Raw genomic sequence first — 26,660 nt, 5'->3', positions numbered from 1 at the left:
TCGCCACCCGGCCGGGTCCTCCGCCGGGCTTTCGTCGTCGCCCATCGCCCTGTCACCCTGACAGGTGACACTCGGATCTTGGTGAGAAACGGCCCCCGGGAGGGCCCTCATCTACCAAGATCCGATCCCGGATCCCCGCAACCCTCGCACGGGCCGCCGTCCCACGGGACCGCCGTGCCACGGGACCGCCGTCCCGCAGGCAGCTGTCGCACGGGCGGGCAGGGTGGGCGTCAGCCCAGCGGATCAGAGTGGGTGTGCCGCGGGCCGGATCCGGCGTCCCGATCCCCCGCGCCGTGACGCGGATCCGGGTGCCCCGGCCGGTCGCGTACGACCCGGGTGGCGTGCGGCACCGGCGACGCCGCGACCACGACGCCCGACACGCTGTGGGTGACCCAGTCGACCCTGGCGCGTCCGACCGCGGGCTCCATCTGCCTGCGGAAGCGGTCCCGTTCCTGCTCGGGCACGAGGGCGGCGGACCGGACCACCACCGCGGCCACCATGTCGTTGAGCTTCACCATCGCGGCCACCGTGGCGGGCAGGATCAGCACCGCCCACCAGGTGACCAGCTCAGCGAGGGCGAGCAGTGCGGCGAGCGCGACGGCACCCTCGAAGAAGAGGAAGCAGAGCACCCCGCCCGGATTGACGAAGCGCAGCCCGAGGACCCGCGCGTAGAGGGGACGGTAACGCTCCTCGTCGGCCGGGATCGTGGCCCACGAGCCGCGGGGCGATCCGCTCACCGGGCGCCACCCTGTCGGGCGGCCGCGACCGAGAAGACGGCCCGCTCCAACGCGTACGCGCGGTCGTCGGAGCCGCCCTTGACGGCCGCGTTGCACTCGGCCGCGGCCCGCATCGCCCGGACCAGCCCCTCGGGCGTCCAGCCACGGGCCCGCTGCTGGGCGGACCTGATCTTCCACGCCGGCATGCCGAGGGTGCTCGCCAACTGGTAGGGGTCGCCCCGCCCGGCGGCGGCGACCCGGGCCACGGTGCGGACGCCGTCGGCGATCGCGTCGGCGATCGGCACCGGGTCGACCCCCACGTGCAGCGCCCAGCGCAGCGCCTCCAGCGCTCCCGGCACGTCGCCCACCATGGCGGCGTCTGCGACGGTGAAGCCGGTCACCTCGACCCGCCCCCGGTAGTAGCGGGCGACCGTGTCGGCGCCGATCCGGCCGTCGGTGTCGGCCATCAGCTGGGAGCAGGCGGCGGCCAGCTCGCGTAGGTCGTTGCCGACCGCGGCGATGAGCGCCTCGGCGGCGTCGTCGGTGCACTTCCCGCCGGCCCGGCGGATCTCGTCCCGGACGAAGGCCACCCGGTCGCGGTGCGCGCTGGGCCCCTTGAGCTTGGCCGCCGGCACCACCGTCGCGCCGACCGCCTTCAACCCGTCGGCGAACGCCTTGCCCTTGGCCGCGCCGAGGTGCAGCACGACCAGTTGCACGTCGGGGTCGGGATTCTTCGCGTACGCCAGCAGGGCCGCCACCAGGTCCTTGCGCGCGTCCTGGCCGGCGCGGAGCACCAGCACCCGCCGCCCGCCGAAGAGGGAAGGGCTGAGCATCTCGGCGATCTCGCCGACAACGAGGGCACCGGCCTGGTACTCGCGGACGTCCACGTCGGGGTCGATGCTGCGGGCCTTCGCGACGGCTTCGGTGACCGCGCGCGTGGCGAGCAACTCCTCGTCGCCGAGGACGAGCAGAATAGGAGCGAGGTTGGCGGCGGTCACGCCGCCCATATTCGCACGGTCGGCGGCTGGATCCAGCCTGCTCATCGGCACTCCGGTTGCGGAGCCCGCACTCAGTGCAAATCCAGACATTTATCTCAGTCCACCACTAATGCCGATTATTGGCATCGATTTCTACGGCTGTCGACCCGGTGGCGTGCCGCGCGTCACCACCGCCAGCCCCGTCCGGCCGAGCACCGCCGCCACGTCCCCCTCCGTGTCGGTACGCAGCACCCGCGCTCCGCCCCGGGTCAGTCGCCCGAGCACCGCCGGATTGGGATGCCCGTAGCTGTTGCCCGTCCCCACCGGCACCAGGGCGACCAGGGGACGGACCGCGTCCAGGAAGGCCGGGTCCTGGTAGGCCGATCCGTGGTGTGCGACCTTCAGCACCTCGGCCCGCAACCCGCCCGGCGCCGTGCTGTCCAGCAGCGCCCGCTGCTCCTCGGTCTCGGCGTCCCCGGTCAGCAGGATCCGTACGCCGGAGACGGTGGCGAGCAATATCAACGAGTTGTTGTTCGGATCCGACCGGGTGCCGCGCAACGGGTGGGGCGGGCCGATGACGGTGAACTCGACCCCACCCTCCCGGTACCGCCAGCCGGCCCCGCCCGCCACCACGTCGACGGAGCGCGCCGCCGCCTCGGTGCGGACCAACTCCCGCCCGGCGGCGGGCTCCGCCCACTGCGGGATGAGCACCGCGTCAACCGACCGTCCCCGGAGCACCCCCGCCACTCCGCCGATGTGGTCGACATGGAAGTGGCTGACCACCAGCAGCGCGACCTCTCGTACGCCCAGCCGGCGCAGGCAGCCGTCCGCCGCCGCCGGATCTGGCCCGGCGTCGACCACCACCGCCCGGCCGGCCGCCACCGGCAGCACCACGGTGTCGCCCTGGCCGACCGCGCAGGCCGCGACCACCCAGCCTGCCGGCGGCCAGCCGGGAGCGGCCAGCCGTACCGGCAGCGTGCCGGCCACCACGGCGACAACGGCCACCGCCACCAGCCGGCGGACCACCGGGTGCCGGGTGGCCACCAGCAGCGCGACGGTCAGCCCGGCCAGCAGCAGTGCCCCCGTCACCCCGCCCGGCCAGGGCAGCGTGCCCGCCGGCAGCCGCGCCCCGTGCCGCGCCACCATGACCAGCCACCAGGCCGGCCAACTGGCCAGCCAGGCGACGAACTCCGCCCCGGCGGGCCAGATGGGCGACACCGTCGCCGCCAGCACGCCGAGCACCGTGGCGGGTGCGATGGCCGGCACCGCGAGCAGGTTCGCCGGCACGGCGACCAGGCTCACCGTGCCCGAGATCCCGGCCACCACCGGGGCACAGGCGAGCTGAGCGGCAGCCGGCACGGCCAGCGCCTCGGCGAGCCCGGCCGGCACCCCACGACGGCGCAGCCCGTCGCGCCACCTCGGTGCGAGCAGCAGCAGACCACCGGTGGCCAGCACGGAGAGTGCGAAGCCGGCGTCGCCGGCCAGCTCCGGGTCGAACAGCACCAGCACAGCCACTCCGGCGGCCAGGGCGGGCAGCGCCGCCCGGGGACGCCCGGCCGCCAACGCGGTCAGCCCGATGGCACCCATCGTGGCGGCCCGCACCACGCTCGGCGAGGGACGGACCAGGATGACGAAGCCCACCAGGGCCAGCCCGCAGAGCCCGGCCGCCAGCCAGGGCCCGGCCCGCGCCCACCTCGCCAACAGCAGCACGGCGCCGACGACGATGGCCACGTTGGAACCGGAGACCGCGTTCAGGTGGGTCATGCCGGTGGCGAGGAAGTCCTCCTCCACCGTGGGCGGCAGCCGGCTCGTGTCACCGACCACCAGGCCGGGCAGCAACCCGCCCTGTTCGTCGGGAAGCGGCGCGCAGGCGCGTTGCAGGCCGGCGCGCAACACCCCGGCGGCCCGCTGCGACGACGGCGCCGCCCCGTGTGGCTCCGGTGGGCCGGCCGCGCTCAGCACCGCCGCGGTCAGGTCACCGCCGCGCGGGGCGGACAGCCGCCCCTCGGCGGTCAACCGCTGCCCGGGCAGCAGCCCTCTCCAGCCGGGATCGTTGGCGAGGACCAGGACGCGGGCCGGCGCGGCGACCCGCCGCCCGTCCGGGCCGGTGAACCGGGTCAGCTCGGCCGACACGAGCAGCATGGCCGGGCGTCCCGCAACGCCGCGTACGGGGCGGGGATCGTCGCGGACGACCAGTTCGGCGGTGACGGCGGCCCGTTCCTCGACCAGGGCACGGACCGGTCCGGCGTCGCGGACGGACAGCCGTGCGGCGGTCGCCGTCGCGCCGCAGACCACGCCGAGCAACACGGCGACGGCGATCCAGCCGTACCGCCGGACCGGGGCGGACGGCCGCCCGAGGACACCGGCCAGGTGCAGCCCGGCCACGCCGGCCGCCCCGGCCGCCGCCACTGCCAGCAGCAGGGTCGCGCCGGCGGTCAGGTGCAGCCCGGCCAGCGCGGAGAACCAGGTTGCCACGGCCAGACCGGCCAGCCGCAGATCGACGGCCGCCACACCCCCCTCGCCCCGACCGTCGCCGCCGGACGAGCCGGGCCCGTTGCCGCCGGGACGGCCCGCGCCACCCACACCGCCGAAACGGCCCACGCCCCTACCGTCACCCACCCCGCCGGAACGGCCCGCCTCGCCGGCAGGGCCCACCTCGCCGGCAAGGCCCGCCTCGCGAACGACGGGCGGCACCGGTGACGATCCGCCCGTCCCCACGCGCCACCTGCCCGCCGTCACACCGTCACCAGGTCTTTGAGCTGCTCGTAGCGGGCGTCGCCGATGCCGTCGACCTGACGTAGATCGCCGACCGAGCGGAAGCCGCCGTGCTGGTCGCGGTGGGCGAGGATGCGTTGGGCGAGCACCGGGCCGACGCCTGGCAGCGCGTCGAGCTGCGCGAGCGTCGCGGTGTTGAGGTTGAGCCGGCCACCCGCGCCGGGTGCACCCGGCGCCCCGCCGGCAGCCGCCCCGGGCGGAGGTGCCGCGCCAGGCGGTGCCGCGACGCCAACCAGGATCAGTTCCCCGTCGGTCACCTTGCGGGCCGGGTTGAGCAGGGCCACGTCCACCCCCGGCAGTGCCCCACCGGCCGCTTCCACGGCGTCGGCGACCCGTGCGCCGGCCGGCACCCGGACCAGCCCGGGACGTCGTACCTTGCCGGCGACAGCGACCACCAGCTCGCCGGCCGGAGTCGCGACCGGTTCCGCGAGGCCGGTCGCTGCCACCCCGGACGCCTCGGCTCCGGCCATCGGGCGGACCGGCTCGGCCTGCGGCCGGGACCGCCAGGCCCAGAAGCCGGCTCCGAGCACCACCAGCACGGCGACGACGGCCAGGGCCCGCACCCCCCGCCGCCCGGGGTCGAACGCCCCTGGCCCCGGCAGCCGGGAGACCGGGCCCTCAGTGTCCGTCGCCGGAACGCGGCTCGACGGTTCGGGCTCCGGCAGCGCCGCCGCGCCGGTGGCGGATGGCGCCGGTGTGAGGGCCGGCCTCGAAGCCGTAGGTTCCAACATCGAGGATCCCGGGTGGCCGCCGGACCACCCGATGCGATCCGCCGACCACTCGATGCGGTCCGCGGACGATCCGGGATGGTCGACGGACAACCCGGGGTGGTCGACGGACCGGGCCGGGTGCGCCTGCGGAGCGGTCGAGGCCGGCAGGCCCACCACCAGCCGGCGCAGTCGCTCCCGGACCGCCGTCTCCTCGTCGTCTGACACGAGGCGAGGCTAGGTCCGCGATGACGGCACGCAGGGCCGGCCGGGCCCCGGCTGTGGACGGCGCAGCCACCTGTGGACAACCGCCTGATCATGCGGTCGGTGTGCTAGGGCAGCGGAGCGACGCAGGTCATTGCGCCTCCGGGTCCGGCCCGAAAACGGACCGTCCGCCGTCGACCGGCAGAGTCACCGTCGACATGCAGCGAGGCGCCCCCGGAACACCGCCGCGTTCTTGACCCAGCCGGTCAGCGAACCCGGTCCGTTCGAATTCCACGGCGGCCCTGTCGCCGTTTGTCGGTCCGGCGCCCCCGCTGCCCCGTCCGGCGGGGCAGCTCGACAGCGTCGACGAGCCCGGTTCCGATCCACCCCCGGTCGCCCCGGTGGAAGCCGATGACGCGGGCGACGCGGGCGGCGCGGGATCGGGACTAGCTTGTGGTGGACGACCGGCGATGCACGACGACGCAGGCCAGGCCGGGCCCGGCGTGCGCGGCGACCACCGCGCCGGCCTCCGAGACGTACGAGGCGTGCAGGCGGTCGCCCAGCCGGACCTTCAGCGCCTCCAGCAGCGCCTCGGCCCGTTGCGGTGCGGCGAGGTGGTGCACGGCCAGGTCGACCTCGGCGTCGCCGGCGGCCTCGACGGCCAGGTCGACCAGCCGCGCCACGCCCCGGCTGGCGGTACGCACCTTGTCCTTGAGGACGATCACGCCGTCCGGCATGTACATGATCGGCTTGACCGACAGGGCGGTGCCGAACAGTGCCTCGGCGGCACCGATCCGGCCGCCCCGGCGGAGGAACTCCAGCGTGTCGACGTAGAACCAGATGCTGGTGCGGGCGATCGCGTCCACCGCGGCGTCGCGTACCACCGAAAGGTCCTCGCCCCGCTCGGCGGCCGTGGCGGCGGCGACGGCGGGAAAGCCGAGGCCCATGCCGGTCGAGCGGCTGTCGACCACGGCGACCCGGTCGCCGAACCCGGTGGCGGCCAGCCGGGCGGCCTCCACCGTGCCGGAGAGCTCGGCGGAGAGGTGCACCGAGACGACCCCGTCGGCGCCGGCGTCGAACAGCTCCCGGTACGTCCGGGCGAACTGCTCCGGCGCGGGACGGGAGGTGCTCACCGAGACGCGCCGGCCGCCGAGCGCCCGGGTGGCGTCGGCCGGGGTGGTCTCCACTCCCTCCAGCCCTTCGGCGCCGTTGAGCACGACGGCCAGCGGCACCACCGTCAGCCGGTGGGCGCGCAGCAGCTCGGGCGGGAGGTAGGCGGTGGAGTCGGTGACGACCGCGACGGGCATGCCCGGCAGGCTAGCCGATGCCGGCGGGGAACGCCGGGGTCAGACTGCCTCGGTGGCGGCCGGCACAATGATCTGGCCGACGTTGTGTGCGCGCAGGTGCCAGCCCCGGGTGTCGTCGTGTCGCAGCTCGGTCCAGTGGCAGTTCTGCAGTGAGCCGATGGTGCGCAGGACGGCGTGTTCCCAGCCGAGCAGATGGCCGCAGCCCTGCCGGGCCGCACCGCCGTGGGTGGCCACCACAACGGTGCCGCCGGGCACTGCGTCGGCGGCGTCGGACAGCGCCGCGCCGACCCGCTTGCCGAGGTCGTCGAGGGTCTCGATGCCGGCGCCCGGGTCCGGGTCGCCGGCCCGCCAGCGGGCGAACTCGGCGGGGTGACGCTTGGCGGCCTCGGTGAGGACCAGCCCTTGCCAGGACCCGAAGTGCCGCTCCCGCAGCCGTGGGTCGGTGCGCACCGGCAGCCCGGTCAGCGCGGCCAGCGCGCCGGCGGTGTCCGCCGCGCGGCTCAGGTCGCTGGCCACGACGGCGTCCGGCCGTAGCGCCGCGAGCAGGGGCGCGGCGCTGCGGGCCTGCTCGCGGCCGAGGTCGTTCAGTGGTACGTCGGTCTGCCCCTGGACCCGGCTGGCGGCGTTCCAGTCGGTGTTGCCGTGCCGCCAGATGATCAGGCGGGTCATTCCGCGGTCGTGGAGCCGGACTCGGCGTCGACGAGGTCCCGGTCGACGAACGGGATCGTCGGGCAGTCCTTCCAGAGCCGGTCGAGGGCGTAGAACTCGCGCTCCTCGGTGTGCTGGACGTGCACCACGATGTCGACGTAGTCGAGCAGCACCCACCGGCCGCCCCGCTCGCCCTCGCGCCGGAGCGGCTTGGCCTTCTCCGGCAGCTCGAGCAGCCGCTCCTCGATGGCGTCGACGATGGCGAGCACCTGACGCTCGTTGGGAGCGGCGGCGAGCAGGAACGCGTCGGTGATAGCGAGCTGATCGCCCACGTCGATGATGACGATGTCCTGCGCCTTCTTGTCGGCCGCGGCCTGGGCGGCGGCGAGGGCCAACTCGTGAGCGCGTTCGGAAACTGTCACCGTTCTCCTTAGATCAACCGTGCGATGCTCCAAGCGTCTCACACCCGGCGGAATACCGACTCGTCAGTTCTGGCGCGTTACCCGCCCGAACCACCCCATACCGGGCGGAATCATGGCTGGTAGAGGCGCCGCTTGGCGATGTACTGCACCACACCGTCCGGCACCAGATACCAGACCGGCTCCCCCGGGCGACTCGGGCCCGGCAGTCCGTGGACGAGATGGCCATCGCCGGGACCTGCACCAGGCTCACCGTGTCGGCCGGCAGGTGCGCTGCGGTCAACTCGAAGCCCGGCCGGGTCACCCCGATGAAGTGGGCCAACTCGAAGATCTCCTCCAGGTCCTTCCAGGAGAGGATCCGCTCCAGCGCGTCCGCCCCGGTGATGAAGAACAGCTGCACCTTCGGGCCGTACTCGGCGTGCAGGTCACGCAGGGTGTCGACGGTGTAGGTGGGTCCGCCCCGATCGATGTCGACCCGGCTGACCTGGAAACGCGGGTTGGAGGCGGTGGCGATGACCGTCATCAGGTAGCGGTCCTCCGCCGGGGTGACCGGCTCGTCCGCCTTCTGCCACGGCTGGCCGGTGGGGACGAAGACCACCTCGTCCAGCCCGAACCGGTCCGCCACCTCGCTGGCCGCGACGAGGTGCCCGTGGTGGATCGGGTCGAAGGTGCCGCCCATGATGCCGACCCGCCGGGTGTCTTCCTCCACCCCGCGATCCTAGGCCGGGCGGAACCGGCGGCCCGTCGGGGCTGCCGGACCGTCCCGTTCGGCGGGCGGCGTCACGCCGCCGCGGCGGCGACCGCCGTCCGGGCGATCAGGGCCCGGCGCAGGTCGTCGTCGGCGTCGGTGACCACCCGGCGCAGGCCGGGGGTGACGTCGTCGCGGGCCAGCAGTGCCACGGCCGCCTCCCGGGTGGGCTGCGCCACGGCGTAGCGGGGGAAGGCCAGCTTCGCGACCTGTTCCGCCACCCAGGGCGTACGCGACCGCGCGGCGGCCGGCATGTCGGCGAAGTAACGCGCCACATAGCCGGCGGTCAGTTCGACCTGCTCAGGCTGCCAGAACCCTTCCGCGGTCGCCTCGACGAGCCGGTTGGACAGTTCGGTGTTCGACACGACGATCTCCCACGCCGCCTGCTTGGCGGCCGGATCGGGCAGCGCCGCGCGGCAGCGGGCGGCATGCTCGGTGCCGGCGGCGCTCGGGTCGGCCGCTGCCTCGGCGGCGATCTCTGCGGCGCCGGCCGCACCGAGCACCACCAGCCGGAGCAGCAGGGCCCAGCGCAGTTCGGCGTCGACCGCCAGCCCCGGCGGGACGTCCCGGCCGGTGAGCCAGCCGGTCAGCCGGTCGGCGTCGGTGCTGGCGGCGATCCAGCCCCGGGCAGCGGCGAGTTGGAGCGACCCGCCGGCGGGAGCGCCGTCGAGCATCCTTCGGCAGGCATCGGCGACCTGCGCCAGGGCGGCCTCGCGGGCGAGTGGGTCGAGGTAGCGGTCGACCAACGAGCGGCTGAGCTCGAGCACGTCCTCGGCAATGATCACCTCGGTCTCGGCGGGGAGGGCGGTGGCGATCAGGGTGACCAGGCCGGCGACCGGCCGTTCCCCGTCGGTGGCGGCGTCCAGGGCCTCGCCCCAGAGCAGCGCCCGGGCCAGGGGGTCGGCCAGGCTGGGCAGCACCATCGGGACGGCGTCCGCCGACGCGGGGTCGAGCCGGATCTTGGCGAAGGTCAGGTCGCCGTCGTTGGGCAGCAGCAGGCGTGCCGCCGGCTCGCCGGCCAGCCCGGTGAGCACTGTCCGGCCGCCGTCGGCATCCGGGTCGAGTTCGACCTCCGCCCGGACGGCCGTCCCGTCTGCGGCGTACCGGCCGACGCCGATCCGGTGCGGGCGCAGCACCGGGTGTGACTCGGGGGCGGTCTGCCCGACCGCCACCTCGGTGTAGCGGCCGTCCGCGTCGACGGTGACCTCGGCGCGCAGCGTGTTGACCTGCGCCGAGCGCAGCCAGCGCTCCGCCCATCCGGACAGGTCCCGCCCGGCGGCCGTGGCGAGGCTGCCGAGCAGGTCGGCCAGGGTGGCGTTGCCGAACCGGTGTGTCGCGAAGTGGGCGTTGAGGCCGGCGAGGAAGGCGTCGTCGCCGAGCCAGGCGACCAACTGCCGCAGCACGCTGGCGCCCTTGGCGTACGAGATGCCGTCGAAGTTGAGCAGGCCCTCGGCGGCGTCGGCTACCTCCTCGGGCGCCACGGGGTGCGTCGAGGGACGCTGGTCGGCCGCGTAGCCCCAGGCCTTGCGGCGCAGGGCGAAGGTCGTCCAGGCACCCTCGAAGCGGGTCGCCTCGGCAGTCACCCGGGTGCCCAGGTACTCCGCGAAGGACTCGTTCAGCCACAGGTCGTCCCACCAGCGCATGGTGACCAGATCGCCGAACCACATGTGCGCCATCTCGTGGGCGATCGTGGTGGCACGCAACTCCCGCTGGGTGTCGGTGACCGCGGAGCGGAAGATGTGGTCGTCGCGGAAGGTGACGAGCCCCGGGTTCTCCATCGCGCCGGCGTTGAACTCCGGCACGAACGCCTGGTCGTACTTGCCGAACGGGTAGCGCTCGGCGAAGAGCTGGTGGAACCGGTCGAGGCACTGCCTGGTGACGGTGAGGATCTCCTCGGCGTCGGCGTCCAGGTGTTCCGCCTGGGAGCGCCGGCAGTAGAGGCCGAGCGGGATCCCGTCGTGCTCGTCGCGCCGGACGTGCCAGGGGCCGGCGATCAGCGAGACGAAGTATGTGGCCAGCGGCGCCGTCGGGGCGAACTCCCAACGCCCGGGGCGCGGACTGGTGGCGAGCGGACCGTTGGCCGCGACGATCCAGTGCGGCGGGGCGGTGACCGACAGGGTGACCGGGGCCTTCAGGTCGGGCTGGTCGAACGCGGCGAAGACGCGCTGCGCGTTGTCCAGGAAGGACGTCACGTAGAGGTAGGTCTCGCCGTCGGCCGGGTCGACGAAGCGGTGCATCCCCTCGCCGGTGTTCGAGTACGCCATCTCGGCGGAGACGGTCAGCGTGTTGCCCTCGGCCAGCCCGGTCAGCGTCAGCCGGTTGTCGTCCAGCGTGGAGGGGTCGACGTCGCGGTCGTTGAGGCGTACCGCCAGCAGTTTCACGGGCTGGACCTCGACGAAGGTCTCCGCGCCGGAGATCGCCCGGAAGCGGATGGTGACGTCGGAGCGGAACCGCTCGCCGCCGGTCAGGTCGAGGTCCACCTGATAGGACTCGACAGTGATCGCCACGCCACGCGCGGTCGCCTCTACACGGGTCAGGCTCGCCATCCGCTTATCCTGCCCGATAGGGAACCGTACGTGGCTCCCCCATGACTCGTGGCACTGGAGGACTGAACGATGGCTTCGCACCCCAAGGGCGACTTCGACCTCTCCCAGGCGGTCTGGCAGCGGGCCGAGGGTGACACCTCCGAGAGCGCCGTCGAGGTCGCCTTCGTCGACGATCTGATCGGCATGCGCAACTCCGCCGAGCCCGACGGCCCTGTCCTGGTCTTCACCCAGGCCGAGTGGGACGCCTTCGTCGCCGGCGCCCAGGACGGCGAGTTCGACCTGGACTGACATCGCGCGGGCGGGCGAGGGCACCCGGCCCGCCGCCCGCCCGGCCTCCTCCGGCCTCCTCCGTTCTCCTGCGGGCGACACGGGTCGCGGTGGACGGGTCGCGGTGGCTGGCGGAGCGGGCCGGTGGGCGAGCCGCCACCCCGCCACGTTCCGAGACGACCCCTGACTAGTCACCGTCGCCCCAGCCAAGCCCGCCGGGCCCCGGCGCGTGATGGAAGCCGGGATGGCCGGCCACGTCGACGCAGCGTTCGCCATCGGGGCCGGACGCGCCGCAGAACAACCGCTCGGCCTGCTGCCACGCCTCGGCGGGCGACAGCGCCGACGCGCCCAGGGCCAGCTCGGATCGCAGCACGCTCAGCGCCTCCGCGTAACCGACGGCGAACTCCCGGGCCGACGCCAGGTCGGGCGCGGTGAAGCCGAGGTGCACCGTGAAGAACCGGCCCGGCCGGGCCGAACGGCGGGGCGACGCGATCAACGACGTGCCAGCGACCTCCCGAGCCGCGCCGAGCGCCTCCATCGCCTGCCGTTGCCGCCAATACGGCGGCCTGTTGTCGCGCATACGCCCTCCCCGTGGTGATCTGGCGCGCCCGTCCTCCGGTGGACCGCCCAGGCCCCGTCCCGGCTGCCGACCGGCGGCATGCCCTCGGCGGCCCGACGGACCGCTCCCCCGAGCCAACCAGCTTCCCGCGCCCCTGGGAGGGGCCAGCAGGCATGCCGTTCGCTGGCCCCCTCCCCTCACGTTTCCGCCGCCCGCCGGGCCAACAAGCCATATGCCGGGCCAGCAAGCCGTGTGCCGGGCCAGCAAGCCGCGCGCCCGTCTGTTCGGCGGGGTTCAGCTACGCCGACCTGGGTAGACGCAGAGGCACGGACAGGATTCGGCCGACCCGGCCGCCACCCCGGTCAGGAGGCCCGATGACGACCATCCCGACGGAACGCAGCCCGGACAGTTCGGTGGCGTTCCTGCGCGACGGCTACCGCTTCATCGGCCGGCGTTGCGACCGTCACGGCACCGACATCTTCCAGGCCCGGCTGCTGCTGGAGCCCACCATCTGCCTGCGCGGCCGGCCTGCGGCGGAGCTCTTCTACGCCCCCGAGCGCTTCGTCCGGGCGGGCGCGATGCCGAAGCGGGCGCAGCGCACCCTCACCGGCCGCGGCGGCGTGCAGGGCCTCGACGGCGCGGACCACGCCGACCGCAAGGCCATGTTCATGTCGCTCATGACGCCGACCGCGGTCCGGCACCTCGGGCAGCTCTTCGACGACGAGTGGCGGGCCCGGGTCCCGGCCTGGGAGTCGGGCGGGCCGGTGGTGCTGTACGACGAGGTCGCCCGGATGCTGACCCGCGCGGTCTGTGCGTGGGCCGGCGTACCGCTGGCGAACTCCGAGGTGGACCGGCGCACCGCCGAGTTGCACGCGATGATCGAGGGGACGGCGACGCTCGGCCCCGCACACTGGCGTGGCCGGTGGGGCCGCCGCCGGGCTGAACGCTGGATCGGGCACATCATCGACCGGGAGCGCGTCGGCACGCTCCCGGCCCCCGCCGGCAGTGCGCTGCGGGTGATAGCCGAGCACCGGGACGCCCGCGGGCGGCTGCTCCCCCGCCGGATCGCGGCCGTCGAGCTGCTCAACGTGCTACGCCCCACGGTCGCCGTCGACCGCTTCGTCGTCTTCGCCGCGCTGGCCCTGCACGACCACCCGGCCTGGCGGCAGCGGGTCCGCGAGAGCGACGAGGCCACCGAGAACTTCGTGCAGGAGGTACGCCGCTACTACCCGTTCTTCCCGGTGGCTGCCGCCCGGGTCCGCCGCTCGTTCGACTGGCAGGGCTACCACTTCCCACGCGGCCGGCGGGTGCTACTCGACCTGTACGGCACCAACCACCACCGGACGCTCTGGCCGGAACCGGAGCGGTTCCGGCCAGAGCGCTTCACCGGTTGGCGGGGCGACCCGTTCGCCCTCGTCCCCCAGGGCGGCGGCGAGCACCTGACCGGTCACCGCTGCGCCGGCGAGTGGATCACGATCGAGCTGATGAAGCGGGCGGTGACGAACCTGACCACGACGATGCGGTACGACGTACCGCCGCAGGACCTGGCGCTAAGCCTGCGCCGAATGCCGGCGCTGCCGCCGAGCGGGTTCCTGATCACCAACATCCGCCGCACGGCCTGAGCGCCCCCACCTCATCCTCGCCACCCCGCCCTCGCCCTCCTCCGCCGCCCCCGCCCTCCTCCTCCGCGATCTTGTACTTTCGGCCCCTATACTGCGTCTTTTCTCCCGATTTACGAGGGCAGAAAGTGCAAGATCGCGGGGCGCGGGGCGCGGGGCGCGGGGCGCGGGGCGCGGGGCGCGGGGCGCGGGGCGCGGGGCGCGGGGCGCGGGGCGCGGGGCGCGGGGCGCGGGGCGCGGGGCGCGGGGCGCGGGGCGCGGGGCGCGGGGCGCGGGGCGCGGGGCGCGGGGCGCGGGGCGCGGGGCGCGGGGCGCGGGGCGCGGGGCGCGGGGCGCGGGGCGCGGGGCGCGGGGCGCGGGGCGCGGGGCGCGGGGCGCGGGGCGCGGGGCGCGGGGCGCGGGGCGCGGGGCGCGGGGCGCGGGGCGCGGGGCGCGGGGCGGGCATGCAGGAGGTCGCGGCCGTTCCCGGGAGTGTTCCGGGAATGGCCGCGACCTGTCCACGTGCGGGTGGCGGGCTGGTCAGTACCGCACCTGTTCGCGGGACTGCTGCGCCTGGTCCTTCACGTCGTACGCCGCCGAACGGGTGTCGTCCTTGACGGCGTGCACGGCATCCTGGGCGGTGGACCGGACCGACTCGGTGGCGTACTGCGTCGGCTCGCGCAGTTCCTCCTTCAGTTCGCTGGCGATTTCACCCAGCTTCTCCTTCACCGCCCCGGCGTGCTCGCCGGCCTTCTCCCTCACCTGCGTCGCCACCTGCTGCTCGCGGCGGGTGGCCGGAACCAGCGAGGAGGCGAGCCAGCCGACGCCGAAGGCGATCAGGCCGGCGGCCAGCGGGTTGCCCTCGGACTTCTGCCGGATCACGTGCGGCGCCCGCTGTGCGGCGTCACTGACGGTCGAAGCCGCCGAGTGCGCCTTGTCGCTCACGGTGGACGCCGCCGAGGAGGCGTGGTCGCCCACCACGTGGGCGCCGTGCTTGGTGCTGTGACCCAGGTCGGATGCGCTTCCCATCACCTTGTCCCTCACATTCTGTAGTGCGTTGCGGGCCCGCTGCTTGCGGTCGTCGACGATGCGGGCGGGGCTGACCTTGTACGCCAGCGCGTCCACGTCCGAGCTCAGGTTGCTCCGGGTGGCTTCGATCTCCCGGCGGATCTGGTCCGGATCGGTGCTCATCGGGTGACCTCCTGCGGGTGGGGCTTGAGCGCGTCGGGAATCCGCTGCACGCTGTCGTTGGTCTGCTTGAGGCCGCGAATCTGCTCGGCGCTCTTCTTGGCCTTGGAGTAGAGGACCGCGGCGATCGCGCCCCAGATGACGGCCACGATCAGCGCCGCCCAGCCGGCGTCCATCACGTTGGACAGCCCGGCCCAGAGGGCCAGCGAGAGGAAGAGGGCCACCATGTAGCCGCCGAAGCCGGCGCCGCCGAAGAAGCCGGCGGCCTTGCCCGCCTTCTTGCCCTCCTGGCGGATCTCGGCCTTGGCCAGCTCGACCTCCTGCCGCATCAGGGTGGACAGGTCGGTGGTGACCTGGCGCATCAGGTCACCGATCGAGCTGCCCCTGACCTCGTCCGCGTCGTGCGGATGGTGGCCGGGGCCCAGCCCCGCCTCCTGCGTCGGCATGCTCATGCCGCCGCCTCCCTTCGGATGATTCGTGGGCTCACGGACGGGTGGTTCCGGTGGACGGCACGCCCGGCAGCGGGTCGGTCTGGCTCACCGGCGGCAACGGCTGGCCGACGCCACCGGCGGGGTCGGTGTAGCTGGTGGTGGTCTGCGGGTCGGCGTACGCGCCCGGGGTCGGGTCGAGGTAGCCGCCCGGCGGTACGGCGTCCGGCACCGCGCGCGTGGCCGGCGGGGTCGGGATGACCGCGGTCCGGTCCGGGTCGTAGCCGGCGCCCGAGCCGTACGCGGGGGAGCCGTTGCCGCCCTGGCTGTCACCGGCGGAGATGTTCTTGGTCAGCCGGCCGGCGAGCACGCCGAGCACGGCGGCGCCGACCAGGAAGGTGCCCGGATTGCGGCGCGCGTAGTCGCGCACCTCGGCGAGGATGTCGCCGGGCTCGCGCTGCTCCAGCCAGCCGGCCACACCGTGCACGCGGTCGGCGGCCTGGCGGGCGATCTCGGTCACCGGGCCGGCCTGACCACCCTGGTCGGCCATCGAGTGCATCTCGTCGGCCAGCGAGCGGAGCCCGCCGGCGGCACGCCGCTGCTGCTCACCGGTCTGGCTGGCGAGCTGGCTGCGGGCCTCGCCGTAGAGGTTGCGCGCCTGGCGCTTCGCCTCGCCGGCAACCTCCCGGCCCTGCTCCCTGGCGGTCTCAGCGACGGCGCCGCCGGCCTGCTTGGCCTCCGAGCCAACCTGACGGGCCTGCTCGCGGACACCGCTTCCGTTGGTCGAATCCTGCCCGTACGTGGAAGTCGTGGGTGACAGATCGTAGGTCATGGTTTCCCTTCCGCTCAGAAAGTCGTCGCGGGTGTGTGCTTGGGGGGATGCGCCGGCCGTTCCTGCCGGCGCACCTCTTGACCTACCCCCGGTCTCCGATTCCATACCTCGTTCGTGGCTTCTCCTGCGCCCGCCGCTGACGGTCTACAAAATGGAGGATCGTCGGGCCATGTGTCTACGCCGTCGCTCACAGTGACGACCGTTCCTCGCGGCCGGCGCCGCGAACAGGGCGTTCCGCGGGTCCACGGAGGTGAATCGATGGCACGGAACGCACGCGGCGGCCCACCGGGCCCGAAGCCGAGGGTGCAGCTCGCCGCCGTGGCCGCGGCCGTAGTCTTCGTCCTGATCGGGGTGCTCGGATTCATTCCTGGCATCACCACCGGCTACGGCGACATGACGTTCGCCGGCCACCACTCCGAGGCCCGGCTGCTCGGCCTGTTCCAGGTGTCGATCCTGCACAACGCGCTGCACCTGGGCTTCGGGCTGGCCGGACTGCTACTGGCCCGCAGCGTCGCCGGCGCCCGGATCTTCCTCGCCGGCGGCGGCGCCCTCTACCTCGGCCTGTGGCTGTACGGCTTCGTGATCAACCGGGAGAGCGCGGCCAACTTCATCCCGGTCAACGACGCCGACAACTATCTGCACCTGGCCCTCGGCTTCGGCATGCTCGTCTTCGGGCTGCTGCTCTCCAACCAGGTGGGCACGGGCACCCGGCCGGATGCCCCCTTCGACCGTCCCTGACCCACGCGGCATCGCGGCGTTCGCCTGGCCTGCCGTCCGGGCACCGGAGGATCGGGGGTCCGTCGGCGAGGAGGTCGCCATGCCGGGATGGCTGCGTGACAACGCGCTGGCCGTCGCGATGCTCGGCGTCTTCCTGTGCAGCGCGGGTCGGCGGAGTCGAAGCCGGTCACCGCCGCGCACGCGCACACCGGCGACTGACCGGCCGGCCGCCGTCAGGCCGGCACGCGCAGCCGCTTCGCGAAGCAGACGCTGTACGGATTGCCGACGTACTCGCCGTAGACCGGGATCGGCTCGTATCCGCTGGAGGTGTAGAGCCCGCGCGCGGCCGGCAGGTACGTGCCGGTCTCCAGGCGGACCTCCGCGTACCCCTGCTGGAAGGCCAGTTCCTCCAACGCGGTCAGCAACTGCCGGGCGAGGCCCCGCCCCCGGTACGCCGGGTGGACGTACATCCGCTTCACCTCACCGGTGACCGCGTCGAACGCCTGGATCCCGCCGCAGGCGACCGCCCGCCCGTCGGCGACCACCACCAGGTAGCGGATGCCGTCGTGGGTGACGGTCGCCTGGCCGTCCAGCCCGCCGTCGGCCTCCCGCAACTCGCGCTGCTGGGCGATGACCAGGGCGTCGATTTCCGGATCGGTGACGGGGCGTGACTCGATCAGCATCAGGCCACGCTAGGCGGTGGTGATTTCGGGCAGGTTTCTGGCAGTTGACCCGCTCGCGGAACACGACGAGCTATTCGGCGTCGTCCTCCACGACCGGGCGCGACGAACCGATCCCGCGGGACGAAGCGAACCCGCGGGACGGGCCGTCCTCCTGGCCGGGGTCGGCTTCCTGGGCGGGGCCGGCCTCGTCGAAGCTGTGCCCGACCGACGGGCCGACGTCGTCCGAGACGTCGGCGTCGGTGCCCTCGATCTCGTCCTCCGGGCGCTGCCGGCGGGCCTTGCGGGCCGCCAGCCGATCCGCGGCCGACGCTCGGGTGGACTTCTCCTCCAGCCGGACGTCGGTGCCCCGGTTGCCGGGAGTGAAGTCGGCGCCCGCGTAGAGGGTCGGCTGCCAGTCGAACTCCCGTTCGCCGATCCGGACCAGGTCGCCCGGCTCCGCACCGGCCCTGCCGAGCTTCTCCTCGACACCCAGGCGGGCCAGCCGGTCGGCCAGGAAGCCGACCGCCTCGTCGTTGTCGAAGTTCGTCTGCCGCACCCACCGCTCGGGACGGACGCCCCGCACGACCCAGGCGCCGTCGGGCGCGGCCTCGATGGTGAAGCCGGCGTCGTCGACCGCCCGGGGGCGGATCACGATCCGGGTCGGCTCGGCCGGCGGCGCGGCGTTGCGCCCCTGCTCCACCAACTCCGCCATCGCGTACATGAGCTCCTTGAGCCCTTCACGGGTCGCCGCGGAGACCTCGAACACCCGAAAGCCGCGCTCCTCCAGGTCGGGGCGGACGATCTCGGCCAGGTCCCGGCCGTCCGGCACGTCGACCTTGTTGAGCGCCACCAGCCGGGGACGGTCGGCCAAACCGCCGTACTCGGTCAGCTCGGCCTCGATGGTGTCGATGTCGGCGACCGGGTCCCGGCCGGGCTCCAGGGTGGCGGTGTCGATCACGTGCACCAGCACCGCACAGCGCTCGATGTGCCGGAGGAACTCCAGGCCGAGGCCCTTGCCGGTGGCCGCCCCCGGGATGAGGCCGGGCACGTCGGCGACGGTGAAGGTGTGATTGTCCAGCCGGACCACGCCCAGGTTGGGCACCAGGGTGGTGAACGGATAGTCGGCGATCTTCGGCTTCGCGGCGGAGATCACCGAGATCAGCGACGACTTGCCGGCCGACGGGAACCCCACCAGGCCGACGTCGGCGACGCTCTTGAGCTCCAGCACCACGTCGAGCTGCTCGCCGGGCTCGCCCAGCTCGGCGAAGCCGGGGGCCTTGCGCCGGGCGTTGGCCAGCGACGCGTTGCCCCGGCCGCCGCGCCCGCCCCGGGCCACCTCGAAGGTCGTGCCGGCGCCGACCATGTCGGCCAGCACGGTGCCGTCGAGGGTCTGCACCACGGTGCCGTTCGGCACCGTGAGCACGAGGTTGCGGCCGTTCGCGCCGTCCCGGTTCGACCCGGCGCCGCCCTTGCCGTTGTCGGCCTTCACGTGCGGGCGGAAGTGGAAGTCGAGCAGCGTCGTCACCTGCGGTTCGACCACCAGGGACACGCTGCCGCCGTGCCCGCCGTTGCCGCCGTCGGGGCCGCCGAACGGCTTGAACTTCTCCCGATGGATCGAGACACAACCGTGCCCGCCATCGCCGGCCTGCAGGTGCAGGACGACCCGGTCAACGAACGTCGCCACGGGCGTCAATCCTTCCAGCGAGGTTCACGCCCCGCACGAAAAAGACGAAGCGGGCCGGGACACGAGGTCCGCGGCCCGCAACGCCTTCGAACTACTGCTGCGGCACGATGCTGACGGTCTTGCGACCGCGCTTGGTGCCGAACTGGACCGAACCGGCGGACAGCGCGAAGAGCGTGTCGTCTCCGCCGCGGCCGACCAGGTCACCGGGGTGGAACTTGGTGCCACGCTGACGGATGAGAATCTCACCCGCGCTGACGACCTGACCACCGAAGCGCTTCACGCCGAGTCGCTGCGCCGCCGAGTCACGGCCGTTGCGCGAGCTGGACGCACCCTTTTTGTGAGCCATCTGAGGACGACCTACTTCCCGCTGGAGATGCCGGTCACCTTGACCTGGGTCAACGGCTGGCGGTGACCCTGGCGCTTGTGGTAGCCAGTCTTGTTCTTGAACTTGTGGATCCGAATCTTCGGGCCCTTGGTGTGCGCGGCGATCTCGCCGGACACCGCGACCTTGGCAAGCTTCGTCGCGTCGGTCACCAGGTCGTCACCGTCGACGAGGAGCACCGCGGTGAGCTTCACCGCGTCGCCGGGGGCACCGACGAGCTTCTCGACCTCGATCACGTCGCCCTCGGCGACCTTGTACTGCTTGCCGCCGGTCTTGACGATCGCGTACATCGGAGGCGGACTCCCTGTCGTTGAGGCTGCTGGCGGGGCGTTCCCACGGCGGCTCGCCGGGCAGCAGAGGCACGGCGGCGCGGGCACGCGAGAACTCGGCACACCAAAGTGCACCGCAGGTCAGCGTACGCCATGGGAGGGCCGACGCCCAAACCGGGCCCCCGCCGGTCAGCGTGCGCAGAGCTGGTCGAGGCGCTGCCGGAGCCGGTCGAGTTCGGTCTCGTCGATCGACTCGACGTCGGTGCCCAGCGTGCCCACCTCCGCCGCCATGTCCGCGAGGAGCGTCTTGAGCTGCGCGTCCTCGGCCCGGGTCGACTCACGGCGCAGCGTACTGCGCCACTCGGTCAGCGCGGTGGAAATCCGGTCGCGGGCGGTTCGGGCCGCCGGCGCGTCGCTCGCCCCGACCGCCGCGACCATCCTGCCGAGCTCCTCGACGTACGTCCGCACGGCGGTCTCGCCCGCCCGCTGTGCTGCGGCACACACCTCGGGGGCGTTGCCGCCGGCCGCCCCGCTGCCGGCCCCCGGTGCCCGGCCGTTGGGCCCGTCCGGCGTGGCACCGCTGGTCGGGGCACCGCTGACCGGGGCGCCGCCGGGCGGGGCGGTTCGCTCTGGCCGCTCGGCCGCGCATCCGGCGCCGGCGAGCAGGACAGCGGTGAGGGCGGTGACGGCGAGCAGACGGCGCATCGTTCTTCTCCTGACCGCAGGCGGCCGATCGTGGCCGGGGATCGACCATACGACAGGGCCCCTCCCGCCGGACATCGCCGGGAAGGGGCCCTGTCACACGTCGGACCGGTCAGTCGGTCACGGCCGGGTACGCCGCCGCGCGCCGCTGCGGCGGGAGCGGCGCCGACCGGCAGCGCCCTCCGACTCGTCGCCGTCGGCGTCGGACAGCGCGTCCGGGTCGTCCGGGGCCGCCAGCCGGGCCGACTCGCCCGTCTGGCTGTCGGCGATCTCGGGCGCGGCCGTGGTGTCCGCCTCGTAGCGGGACAGGTCGTAGCCCATGGTGTCGTGGTATCCGGTGTCCGGGGCGGTGTCGACGTCGGTCTCGGTGACCTCGGCCACGGTGCGCTCGGCCGGTGCGGTCTTGCGCGCCCGCCGCCGGGACGGGCTGGCGACCTGCTCCGCAGCCGGGGCGGCGACGGCCGAGGCGACCGCCTTGACCTTCTCCCCCGCGCCTGTGGTGCCGGGGCGCGGCTTCTCCGGCACCGGCTCGGTGTGGACGACCAGGCCCCGGCCCTTGCAGCACTCGCAGGTCTCGCTGAACGCCTCCAGCAGCCCCGCGCCGATCCGCTTGCGGGTCATCTGCACCAGGCCGAGCGAGGTGATCTCGGTGACCTGGTGCTTGGTGCGGTCCCGACCCAGGCACTCGGTCAGCCGGCGCAGCACCAGCTCACGGTTGGACTCCAGCACCATGTCGATGAAGTCGATCACCACGATGCCGCCGATGTCACGCAGCCGGAGCTGCCGGACGATCTCCTCGGCGGCCTCCAGGTTGTTCCGGGTGACCGTCTCCTCCAGGTTGCCCCCGGAGCCGGTGTACTTGCCGGTGTTGACGTCGATGACGGTCATCGCCTCGGTCCGGTCGATCACCAGCGAACCACCCGAGGGGAGGAAGACCTTGCGGTCCAGCCCCTTGATGATCTGCTCGTCGATCCGGTACTCGGCGAAGACGTCGGCGGTGCCGACGTGCCGGCGCAGCCGGGCGACCAGGTCGGGCGAGACGTGCGACAGGTACGACTCGACCATGTCGTACGACTGCTCGCCCTCGATCACCAGCTCGCGGAAGTCCTCGTTGAACAGGTCCCGGACGACCCGGATGACCAGGTCCGGCTCTCCGTAGAGCAGCACCGGGGCGCCGCCCTCGGCCGCCTTGGCCTGGATGTCCTCCCACTGCGCCTGGAGTCGCTTGACGTCGCGCGCCAACTCGTCCTCGCTGGCGCCCTCGGCGGCCGTCCGGACGATCACGCCCGCGCCGTCCGGCACCAGCTTCTTCAGCACGTCCCGCAGCCGCTTGCGCTCGGTGTCGGGCAGCTTTCGGCTGATGCCGGAGGCGTTGCCGTGGGGCACGTAGACCAGGTGCCGGCCGGAGAGCGCGATGTGGCTGGTCAGCCGGGCGCCCTTGTGACCGATCGGGTCCTTGGTGACCTGCACCAGCACCGAGTCGCCGGAGCGCAACGCCTGCTCGATGGAGCGGGCCCGGCCCTCCAGTCCGGTGGTGTCCCAGTTGACCTCGCCGGCGTACAGGACGGCGTTGCGGCCGCGCCCGACGTCGACGAAGGCCGCCTCCATGCTGGGCAGGACGTTCTGCACCTTGCCGAGGTAGACGTTGCCGGCCATCGTGCCGGAGGAGTTGCGGGTGACGTAGTGCTCGACGAGCACCCCGTCCTCCAGGACGGCGATCTGGGTGCGGTCGCCGCGCTGGCGTACCGCCATCACCCGGTCGACGGCCTCCCGGCGGGCCAGGAACTCCGACTCGCTGAGGATCGGCGGCCGGGTACGGCGCTGCTCGCGACCGTCGCGGCGGCGCTGACGCTTCGCCTCCAGCCGGGTGGAGCCGGAGACGCCCTGCACCTCGTCGACGGTCTTGCGCGGTTCGCGGATCTTGACGACGGTCGGCACGCCGTCGTCGGCGCCCGCCTCGACGTCGCCTGCGCCCCGGCGACGGCGACGGCGACGGCGACGGGTCAACGCGTCGCCGCCCTCGGCTTCCTCGTCCTCGTCGCCCTCGGGCTCCTCCGCCTCGGCCTGCGCGGACTCCTCGGACTCCTCGTCCTCGGCGTCCTCCGCGCCACCCTTGCCCCGGCCGCGACCGCGGCGGCCACGCCGGCGCCGGCGGCGGGCCGCGGCGCTCTCGTCCTCGTCCTCGTCTTCGTCCTCGTCTTCGTCCTCGACGGCCTCCTCGGCCGGTGCCTCGGGCTCGACGACCTCGACCGCCTCGACGTCGCGGCGGCCACGACGGCGACGACGCGCCGGCTCGACCTGCTCTTCGGCGGCGGGCTCCTCCGGCTCCGGGGCCGGCTCAGGTGCCGGGGCCGGGGCCGGGGCCGGCGCGACGACCCGGACGACCGGGACGTCCTCCGGCTGCGGGGCCATGAAGAGCACGGTGGGCGCGGAGAGCGCGGCTCGCCGGCGGCGGGTGCGCGGCTCGGGCTCGACGGCCGGTTCCTCCTCGGCGGGCGGGGTGACCGCCACGCCCGGCGGGACCTCGCCGGAACGGCTCTGCGCACCGCTGACGGCGGCGGGCGGGGCGGCGGCACCGAACCCGGTGCCGGCCTCCGGCTCGCTGCCGGCGGCTGCCGGCGGCTGCTCCGCGACCTCGCCGGGCGTGGTGCCGGGCGGGCCGGCGACCTCGGTCGGGGTTTCCGCAGCCGGCTCGGCCGCAGCGGGAACGGCCTTCTTCCGGCGGGTACGCGTCGCCTTGACCGGCGGCACGGCCGGCTCGGCAGGTGCCTGTTCCGCCGCGACCGGCGCATCTCCGGCGGCGTCCACGCCCTGCGCGGCGGGCTCCGTGGGCTGCGCGGTGGTGTCCTCGGCAGCCTTCGCGGTGGTGGCCTTGCGGCGGCGGCGCGTCGCCTTCGGTGCGGCGTCGAGGTCACCGGAGACCGGGGCGAGCACCTCAGCCTGGGGCGCCTCGGCGCTGCCCGGCACGGGCGCCGTCGACGCCTCGACCGGCGCTTCGGTCTGCTCCGGCTGGTTCAGCGGCGTGGCCCGCCGCCGGGTGGTGCGCCGCCGGACCGGTGCGGCCGGGGCCTGCTCGGCCCCGCTGGTTCCGACGTCGGCGACGCCGGTGGCGATCTCCGCCCCGGCGACGTTCTCGACGGTGCTGTTGTTGTCAGCGGTCTCGTCGGCCGGCTGTGAACCGGTCCGTTCGCCGCCCTCGGGCTCGTTCTCGAGCATGGACGTTCTCCAGTTCTGGCTGCCCCGGGCGCGGGTGAGCGCTGCCACGCAGGGTTGCCGCAAAAGTGTTTCCGCCGGGCACGCACGGTGCGCGACCGTCGAAGTCTGCCTGCCTGAACACTGACCGACGGTCAGCGTTCACCGATGGTTGCCCCGCCGCGGTCCGCGTCCAACGGATCCGCGATCGCATCCTGCGCGGTCAGCGTGCCCTGTGCCAGCCGGATCACCCTCGGCGAGACCGGCGGCTCCAGGTCGGCCACCACGCGGAGGCCGGAAAGGACGTCATCGGGCCGCACGGAGGGGGTGACCTGCCGCACGACCAGTTCGAGTATCGCACACGGTACGGCCGGGGCCTCGGAAGGCGTCTCCGGCGACACGATCACATCGATGCGCATCACCGCCGCCCGGGCGTCGAAGGTGCGCTGTCCCTGCTTGGTCATCCGCTCGACCAGTACCTCGTCGGCGGCGGCGAAGGTGGCAACCGCCCGTTGCAGGACGGCCGGGTCGACCTCGGGCAGCTCGATGCGCCAGTGTGACGCCTCGATCCGGTCGGCGAGACTTCCGCCGGCGGCTACGACGGCGTCGAGCACGTCGAGCCCGGGCGAGAGCGCGGCGTCCAGCGCGGCACGCAGCTCCGCCGGATCGACCTGCTCGCGAAGGCCGATCTCCAGGTACTCGGCCTCGCTCGCCACGCCCGTCGGGGCCGCACTGGCGTACGAGATCTTGGGGTGCGGGGTGAAGCCCTGGGAGAAGGCGATCGGCACGCCCGCCCGGCGCAGCGCCCGCTCGAACGCCCGGGCGAAATCCCGGTGCGAGGTGAAGCGCAGCGGGCCACGCTTGGCGTACCGGATCCGAACCCGCTGGACCACCGGCGCCTGACCGCCCTCTGGCTGTGGTTTCCTACTGATCGTCGTGCTCCTCGTGTCGGAACCGGTTGATCGTGACGGCACTGCTCGCGAGTCGCCTGCCGCCGACGATAGCCACATGATCAACCCGGCGCACGGCGGGCGGCGCACCAGGCGGCGCCCGCCGGCGGCGGGGCTACTGCTGGGCGCCGGTGGGAAGCTTCAGACCGTTGATCGGGGTGAGCGGGAGGAGCTTCTTCCCGGTCGGGCCGATCTGGATCTCGGTGTCCATCGACGGGCAGACGCCGCAGTCGAAGCACGGGGTCCACCGGCAGTCGTCCTGCTCGTACTCGCTGAGCGAATCCTGCCAGTCCTGCCAGAGCCAGTCCTTGTCCAGGCCCGAGTCCAGGTGGTCCCAGGGCAGGACCTCCAGCTCGTCGCGCTGCCGGGTGGTGTACCAGTCGAGGTCGACCCCGAAGACGGGCAGCGCCTCGGCCGCCGCGTCCACCCAGCGCTGGTAGGAGAAGTGCTCGCTCCACCCGTCGAACCGGCCGCCGTTCTCCCAGACCTTGCGGATCACCGCGCCGACCCGGCGGTCGCCCCGGCTGAGCAGGCCCTCGATCAGCGACGGCTCGCCGTCGTGATAGCGGAAGCCGATCGCCCGGCCGAGCGACCGGTCCGCGTTGATCGCCTGCTTGAGCATCCTGAGCCGGCCGTCGATGACCTCCGGCCGCTCCATCGGCGCCCATTGGAACGGGGTGTGCGGCTTCGGCACGAACCCGCCGATGGAGACCGTGCAGCGGATGTCCTTCGAGCCGGTGGCGGCCCGGCCGGCCTTGATCACCTCGTGGGCCATGTCCGCGATCTCGAGGACGTCGTCGTCGGTCTCGGTGGGCAGGCCGCACATGAAGTAGAGCTTCACCTGCCGCCAGCCGTTGGTGTACGCGGTAACGACGGTGCGGATCAGGTCTTCCTTCGACACCATCTTGTTGATGACCTTGCGGATCCGCTCCGACCCGCCCTCCGGGGCGAAGGTCAGGCCGGTGCGCCGGCCGTTGCGGGACAACTGCTGCGCGAGGTCGATGTTGAACGCGTCGACCCGGGTCGACGGCAGCGAGAGCGAGACGTTGGTGCCCTCGTACTGCTGGGCCAGGCCCGAGCACATGTCGCCGATCTCGGAGTGGTCGGCCGACGACAAGGACAGCAGGCCCACCTCGTGGAAGCCGGAGAACTCCAGGCCCTCCCGCACCATCTGCCCGACGGTGGTGATGGAACGCTCGCGCACCGGACGGGTGATCATGCCGGCCTGGCAGAACCGGCAGCCCCGGGTGCAGCCCCGGAAGATCTCCACCGCGTACCGCTCGTGCACGGTCTCCGCGAGCGGCACCAGGGGCTTCTTCGGGTACGGCCAGGCGTCCAGGTCCATCGTCGTACGCTTGTGCACCCGGAACGGCACGTCCGCCCGGTTCGGCACGACCCGCTGGATGCGGCCGTCGGGCAGGTAGTCCACGTCGTAGAAGCGCGGCACGTAGACGCTCTCGGTGCGGGCCAGGCGCAGCAGCAGCTCGTCGCGTCCGCCCGGGGACCCCTCGGCCTTCCACTCCCGCACGATCCCGGTGATCTCCAGGACCGCCTCCTCGCCGTCGCCCAGCACGGCGGCGTCGACGAAGTCGGCGATCGGCTCCGGGTTGAACGCGGCGTGGCCGCCGGCCACGATCACCGGGTCGGCGCCGGTGCGGTCGGCGGCGAGCAGCGGAATGCCCGCCAGGTCGATCGCGGTGAGCAGGTTGGTGTAGCCCAGCTCGGTGGAGAAGGAGACACCGAAGAGGTCGAAGTCGCGCACCGAGCGGTGCGCGTCGACGGTGAACTGCGGCACGCCGTGCGTGCGCATCAGCTTCTCCAGGTCCGGCCAGACCGCGTAGGTCCGCTCGGCGAGCACGTCGGGCAGCTCGTTGAGCACCTCGTAGAGGATCTGCACGCCCTGGTTGGGCAGGCCGACCTCGTAGGCGTCGGGGTACATCAGCGCCCAGCGCACGGCCGCCGCGTCCCAGTCCTTGACCACCGCGCCCAGCTCGCCACCGACGTACTGGATGGGCTTGGTCACCTGCGGCAGCAGCGGCTCCAGCCGGGGCCAGACCGACGACTCCAGGTCGCGGCGCGGCGTCAGACGCGCCGAGCTGGAGTCGTCGCCGGAATTGGCCGTGGCGGGGCGCGGCGGGGTGGACGGGACGCTCATAACGCCCAAGGGTACGCGGCCCGGCGGC

At 73.6% G+C, this 26,660-nt stretch carries 22 protein-coding genes and 2 pseudogenes; 3 read left to right on the top strand and 21 right to left on the bottom strand.

Translation table 11 applies throughout. The features are described 5' to 3' along the window. Positions 1 to 230 precede the first annotated feature (230 nt). The 9 genes and pseudogenes from GA0070608_RS16425 to pepN all read right to left on the bottom strand — a co-directional run bounded on the left by GA0070608_RS16425 (position 231) and on the right by pepN (position 11,047). Positions 231 to 737: a hypothetical protein gene (locus GA0070608_RS16425; RefSeq protein WP_245715805.1), complete on the bottom strand. Its 507-nt coding sequence runs from the start codon at positions 735 to 737 to the stop codon at positions 231 to 233. Beyond that, positions 734 to 1,723 (bottom strand): DNA polymerase III subunit delta, encoded by a 990-nt coding sequence (holA, locus tag GA0070608_RS16420; RefSeq protein WP_091628918.1) that lies wholly within the window; start codon positions 1,721 to 1,723, stop codon positions 734 to 736. The genes GA0070608_RS16425 and holA overlap by 4 nt, the downstream gene beginning before the upstream one ends. A 123-nt stretch (positions 1,724 to 1,846) precedes the next feature. Further along, positions 1,847 to 4,204, bottom strand: coding sequence for a ComEC/Rec2 family competence protein (locus GA0070608_RS16415; RefSeq protein ID WP_218107645.1), 2,358 nt, complete (start codon positions 4,202 to 4,204; stop codon positions 1,847 to 1,849). Positions 4,205 to 4,428: 224 nt separating this feature from the next. Next, complete coding sequence (locus tag GA0070608_RS16410; RefSeq protein ID WP_425413234.1) at positions 4,429 to 5,403, bottom strand: ComEA family DNA-binding protein; 975 nt, start codon at positions 5,401 to 5,403, stop codon at positions 4,429 to 4,431. Positions 5,404 to 5,825: 422 nt separating this feature from the next. Further along, positions 5,826 to 6,686 carry a DegV family protein gene (locus GA0070608_RS16405; protein WP_091628915.1) on the bottom strand — a complete coding sequence of 287 codons (861 nt, stop codon included), beginning with the start codon at positions 6,684 to 6,686 and terminating at the stop codon, positions 5,826 to 5,828. A 39-nt stretch (positions 6,687 to 6,725) separates the two neighbouring features. Next, positions 6,726 to 7,355, bottom strand: coding sequence for a histidine phosphatase family protein (locus GA0070608_RS16400; protein ID WP_091628913.1), 630 nt, complete (start codon positions 7,353 to 7,355; stop codon positions 6,726 to 6,728). Continuing rightward, positions 7,352 to 7,756: a ribosome silencing factor gene (gene rsfS, locus GA0070608_RS16395; protein ID WP_091628911.1), complete on the bottom strand. Its 405-nt coding sequence runs from the start codon at positions 7,754 to 7,756 to the stop codon at positions 7,352 to 7,354. The genes GA0070608_RS16400 and rsfS overlap by 4 nt, the downstream gene beginning before the upstream one ends. A 110-nt stretch (positions 7,757 to 7,866) precedes the next feature. Continuing rightward, positions 7,867 to 8,462, bottom strand: a pseudogene (gene nadD / locus GA0070608_RS16390) (nicotinate-nucleotide adenylyltransferase). A gap of 71 nt (positions 8,463 to 8,533) precedes the next feature. Beyond that, on the bottom strand, positions 8,534 to 11,047 hold the full coding sequence (gene pepN, locus GA0070608_RS16385; RefSeq protein ID WP_091628909.1) for an aminopeptidase N: 2,514 nt from the start codon (positions 11,045 to 11,047) through the stop codon (positions 8,534 to 8,536). A 69-nt stretch (positions 11,048 to 11,116) separates the two neighbouring features. Here pepN and GA0070608_RS16380 point away from each other — a divergent pair, with 69 nt between their 5' ends. After that, positions 11,117 to 11,335, top strand: a complete 219-nt coding sequence (locus GA0070608_RS16380; protein ID WP_091628907.1) for a DUF397 domain-containing protein — start codon at positions 11,117 to 11,119, stop codon at positions 11,333 to 11,335. A gap of 166 nt (positions 11,336 to 11,501) precedes the next feature. Here GA0070608_RS16380 and GA0070608_RS16375 read toward each other — a convergent pair whose 3' ends face one another. Next, complete coding sequence (locus GA0070608_RS16375; protein WP_091628904.1) at positions 11,502 to 11,894, bottom strand: hypothetical protein; 393 nt, start codon at positions 11,892 to 11,894, stop codon at positions 11,502 to 11,504. 353 nt (positions 11,895 to 12,247) lie between these two features. Between GA0070608_RS16375 and GA0070608_RS16370 the strand changes: the two genes are divergently transcribed. Then, positions 12,248 to 13,495, top strand: coding sequence for a cytochrome P450 (locus GA0070608_RS16370; RefSeq protein WP_091628902.1), 1,248 nt, complete (start codon positions 12,248 to 12,250; stop codon positions 13,493 to 13,495). A gap of 516 nt (positions 13,496 to 14,011) precedes the next feature. Here the strand turns inward: GA0070608_RS16370 and GA0070608_RS16360 are convergent. From GA0070608_RS16360 to GA0070608_RS16350, 3 genes are read right to left on the bottom strand one after another with little or no spacing between them, the layout of a single operon-like run. Further along, positions 14,012 to 14,662, bottom strand: a complete 651-nt coding sequence (locus GA0070608_RS16360) for a DUF3618 domain-containing protein (RefSeq protein WP_091628899.1) — start codon at positions 14,660 to 14,662, stop codon at positions 14,012 to 14,014. Next, positions 14,659 to 15,111: a phage holin family protein gene (locus GA0070608_RS16355; protein WP_091628897.1), complete on the bottom strand. Its 453-nt coding sequence runs from the start codon at positions 15,109 to 15,111 to the stop codon at positions 14,659 to 14,661. Before GA0070608_RS16355 ends, GA0070608_RS16360 begins: the two co-directional genes overlap by 4 nt. Before the next feature lie 31 nt (positions 15,112 to 15,142). Next, the gene (locus GA0070608_RS16350) at positions 15,143 to 15,919 is read right to left on the bottom strand and encodes a hypothetical protein (RefSeq protein ID WP_091628895.1); all 777 of its coding nucleotides are present in this window, start codon (positions 15,917 to 15,919) and stop codon (positions 15,143 to 15,145) included. A gap of 258 nt (positions 15,920 to 16,177) precedes the next feature. On the opposite strand from GA0070608_RS16350, the gene GA0070608_RS16345 reads away from it, so the two are divergent. Then, on the top strand, positions 16,178 to 16,657 hold the full coding sequence (locus tag GA0070608_RS16345; RefSeq protein WP_091628893.1) for a DUF4383 domain-containing protein: 480 nt from the start codon (positions 16,178 to 16,180) through the stop codon (positions 16,655 to 16,657). Positions 16,658 to 16,869: 212 nt separating this feature from the next. Here GA0070608_RS16345 and GA0070608_RS16340 read toward each other — a convergent pair whose 3' ends face one another. From GA0070608_RS16340 to GA0070608_RS16305, 8 genes and pseudogenes are all read right to left on the bottom strand, one after another. Beyond that, positions 16,870 to 17,319 (bottom strand): GNAT family N-acetyltransferase, encoded by a 450-nt coding sequence (locus GA0070608_RS16340; RefSeq protein WP_091628891.1) that lies wholly within the window; start codon positions 17,317 to 17,319, stop codon positions 16,870 to 16,872. Between the two features lie 220 nt (positions 17,320 to 17,539). Continuing rightward, positions 17,540 to 18,982, bottom strand: a pseudogene (obgE, locus tag GA0070608_RS16335) (GTPase ObgE); the annotation flags it as partial. Between the two features lie 91 nt (positions 18,983 to 19,073). After that, positions 19,074 to 19,328 (bottom strand): 50S ribosomal protein L27, encoded by a 255-nt coding sequence (gene rpmA, locus GA0070608_RS16330; protein WP_091072397.1) that lies wholly within the window; start codon positions 19,326 to 19,328, stop codon positions 19,074 to 19,076. A gap of 11 nt (positions 19,329 to 19,339) precedes the next feature. Beyond that, positions 19,340 to 19,654 carry a 50S ribosomal protein L21 gene (rplU, locus tag GA0070608_RS16325; RefSeq protein WP_091628888.1) on the bottom strand — a complete coding sequence of 105 codons (315 nt, stop codon included), beginning with the start codon at positions 19,652 to 19,654 and terminating at the stop codon, positions 19,340 to 19,342. A gap of 168 nt (positions 19,655 to 19,822) precedes the next feature. Next, a complete protein-coding gene (locus GA0070608_RS16320) occupies positions 19,823 to 20,338 on the bottom strand; it encodes a hypothetical protein (RefSeq protein ID WP_091628885.1) in 516 nt (171 codons plus the stop codon). 117 nt (positions 20,339 to 20,455) lie between these two features. Then, positions 20,456 to 23,551, bottom strand: a complete 3,096-nt coding sequence (locus GA0070608_RS16315; protein ID WP_091628882.1) for an Rne/Rng family ribonuclease — start codon at positions 23,549 to 23,551, stop codon at positions 20,456 to 20,458. A 131-nt stretch (positions 23,552 to 23,682) separates the two neighbouring features. Next, positions 23,683 to 24,420, bottom strand: a complete 738-nt coding sequence (locus tag GA0070608_RS16310; protein ID WP_266319540.1) for a TIGR03936 family radical SAM-associated protein — start codon at positions 24,418 to 24,420, stop codon at positions 23,683 to 23,685. Between the two features lie 172 nt (positions 24,421 to 24,592). Next, positions 24,593 to 26,632: a TIGR03960 family B12-binding radical SAM protein gene (locus GA0070608_RS16305; protein WP_091628880.1), complete on the bottom strand. Its 2,040-nt coding sequence runs from the start codon at positions 26,630 to 26,632 to the stop codon at positions 24,593 to 24,595. Positions 26,633 to 26,660: the final 28 nt, after the last annotated feature.

Origin of the sequence: Micromonospora peucetia, assembly GCF_900091625.1 — a bacterium.
GTDB classification, from domain to species: domain Bacteria; phylum Actinomycetota; class Actinomycetes; order Mycobacteriales; family Micromonosporaceae; genus Micromonospora; species Micromonospora peucetia.
This window is presented reverse-complemented; position numbering and strand designations above follow the sequence as displayed.